This is a genomic window from Herbaspirillum sp. B65, from assembly GCF_000333555.1.
Lineage (GTDB): Bacteria > Pseudomonadota > Gammaproteobacteria > Burkholderiales > Burkholderiaceae_D > Herbaspirillum > Herbaspirillum rubrisubalbicans.
The window spans coordinates 1-2,774 of the sequence record NZ_BADI01000509.1; the positions used below are offsets into that span (position 1 = coordinate 1).

The window sequence follows — 2,774 nt, forward strand, 5'->3', positions numbered from 1 at the left end:
ATCTGCAGACGCTGTGTCGCCGATTGCAGGTTTTCAAACTGGCCGCCCCACGTAGTCCAGTAACCGGCGGGAATCTTCACTTCGGACTGCAACTGGCGCTCGGCATCGGCTACGAAGCCCCCCAGGTCGCGGCCACGCACGTTGGCACTGACCACGATGCGACGCTTGCCATCTTCCCGGCTGATCTGATTGGGACCAGGAGCAATGTTGAGCGTGGCCACCTCGCTGAGCGGGACATAGCTGGTGCGCGCGACGCCCTCTTGCAAAGGCAATGCGAGCGGCAGGCGGCGCATCGCCTCCAGATCGGTACGTGCATCGTCGGGCAGGCGCACCACGATACCGAAGCGGCGGTCGCCCTGGAACAGGGTGCCAGCTTGCTTGCCGCCGATGGCCGTGGCAATCGTATCCTGGATGTCCGAGACGTTGAGCCCATAACGCGCCGTCTTCTGGCGATCGATGTCCACCGTCAGCATCGGCAAGCCCGTGGTCTGCTCGATCTTGACTTCGGTGGCGCCGGGGATCTTCTCCAGCACGGCCGAAATCTTGTTGGCAGTCGCATTGAGCACGTCCATGTCATCGCCGAAGACCTTCACCGCGACGTCACTGCGCACGCCCGAGATCAACTCGTTGAAGCGCAGTTGAATGGGCTGCGAGAATTCGTAGTTATTCCCCGGGATCTTGGCCACTTCTGCCTGAATCGCTGCCAGCAACTCCTCATGCGTCTTCCTGGGCTTGGGCCACTGGTCTTGCGGCTTGAGCATGATGTAGCCATCGGAGATGTTCGGCGGCATCGGATCGGACGCCACTTCTGCCGTGCCGGTACGGGCGAACACCCGTTCCACTTCGGGGAATTTCTGTTTCAGCGTCTTTTCGAGCTGCTGTTGCATGTCGAGCGACTGGCTCAGGCTGGTGCCCGGAATCCGCAGCGCCTGGATCGCCATGTCGCCTTCGTTCAGGCTGGGGACGAATTCGGTACCCAAGCGCGTGGCGACGGCGCCGCAGACCACGATAAGCGCACCGGCAAAGGTCAGCACGACGGCCTTGTTGTCCATGATGCGCTTGAGCATGGGCTCATACATGCGCTTGGCCCACACCATCATGAAGTTTTCTTTCTCGGCCACCTTCTCGCCAATGAACAGGGCAATGGCCGCCGGAATGAACGTGACCGACAGAACCATGGCTCCCATCAGGGCCGCCACCACGGTAAATGCCATCGGCGTAAACATCTTGCCTTCGACCCCGGTCAAGGCAAACATCGGCAGATACACGATCATGATGATCAACTGGCCGAACAGCAGGGGACGGCGCGCCTCCCTGGCGGCGGCAAATACTTCATGGAAGCGTTCGCTGCGGGTTAGCGTTCTGCCGTGATGCTGCTGTGCGTGGGCCAGGCGGCGCACGCAGTTTTCCACGATCACCACGGCGCCATCGATGATGATGCCGAAATCGAGCGCACCGAGACTGAGCAGGTTGGCACTGACCTTGTTGGACACCATCCCGGTGAAGGTAAAGAGCATGGCCAGCGGAATGACGGTCGCGGTGATGATGGCAGCACGGATGTTGCCGAGGAAGACAAACAGCACCGCCACCACCAGCAATGCGCCTTCGACCAGGTTTTTCTTGACCGTGGCGATGGCCTTGTCGACCAGTACCGTGCGGTCATAGACGGTGACCGCCTCCACGCCCTTGGGCAGGGTACGATTGATCTCGCGCATCTTCTTGTCCACCGCCTGCGAGACCTTGCGGCTGTTTTCGCCGATCAGCATGAACACGGTGCCCAACACCACTTCGCGACCATTTTCGGTGGCCGCACCGGTGCGCAGCTCGCGGCCGATATCGACTTGCGCAACGTCGCGCACGCGAATGGGCACGCCCTTCACATTGGCCAGCACGATATTGCCGATATCCTCGGTCGAGCCGACCTGGCCGGGGGCACGGATGAGGTATTGCTCGCCGCGACGCTCGATATAGCCCGCGCCGACATTGTTGTTGTTCTTTTCCAGCGCCTTGATGACCGTATCCATCGTCATGCCATAGGAGGCCAGCTTTTCCGGGGACGGCGCCACCAGATATTCCTTGGCGAAGCCGCCGATGGTATTGATCTCGGTCACGCCTGGCACCAGGCGCAACTGCGGCTTGATGACCCAATCCTGGATTTCCCGCAGGTCGGTCGGGGTATAGGGTGTGCCATCAGCCTTGCGCGCATCGTCCTTGGCCTCGACGGTCCAGAGATAGATCTCGCCCAGGCCTGTCGATATCGGCCCCATGGCGGGGTCGATGCCGGGTGGCAGCTGGCTTCTGGCCTGCTGGATGCGCTCATTGACCAACTGCCGGGCGAAATAGATATCGGTGCCATCCTGGAAGATCACGGTCACCTGCGACAGGCCGTAGCGCGACAGCGAGCGCACCTGTTCCAGATGAGGCAGGCCGGACATGACCGTCTCGATCGGATAACTGATGCGTTGTTCGGTCTCCAGCGGCGAGTAACCCGGCGCGGCCGTATTGATCTGTACCTGCACGTTGGTAATGTCGGGCACGGCGTCGATGGGCAGCTTCTGGTAGCTGTAGAGCCCGTATGCGCCCATCCCCAGCACCGCCAGCAGGACCAGCCATCGATGCTCGATGGCAAAGCGAATGATGCGTTCAAACATGATTGTCGTCTCTCTTGAAGTCGCCGCTCTCAGTGGCTGTGCTCGGCGGAACCCTTACCCAGTTCCGCCTTGATGGCGAAGCTGCCGGTAGCGGCATATTCGGTACCGGCATCGATGCCGGAC

General features: G+C 61.0%; 1 protein-coding gene. It reads right to left on the reverse strand.

From position 1 onward, the window contains the following. Nucleotides 1-2,651 (reverse strand): CusA/CzcA family heavy metal efflux RND transporter (locus I5W_RS12355; protein ID WP_044529445.1); only part of this gene is annotated, 2,651 nt, incomplete at its 3' end. Nucleotides 2,652-2,774 lie beyond the last annotated feature (123 nt).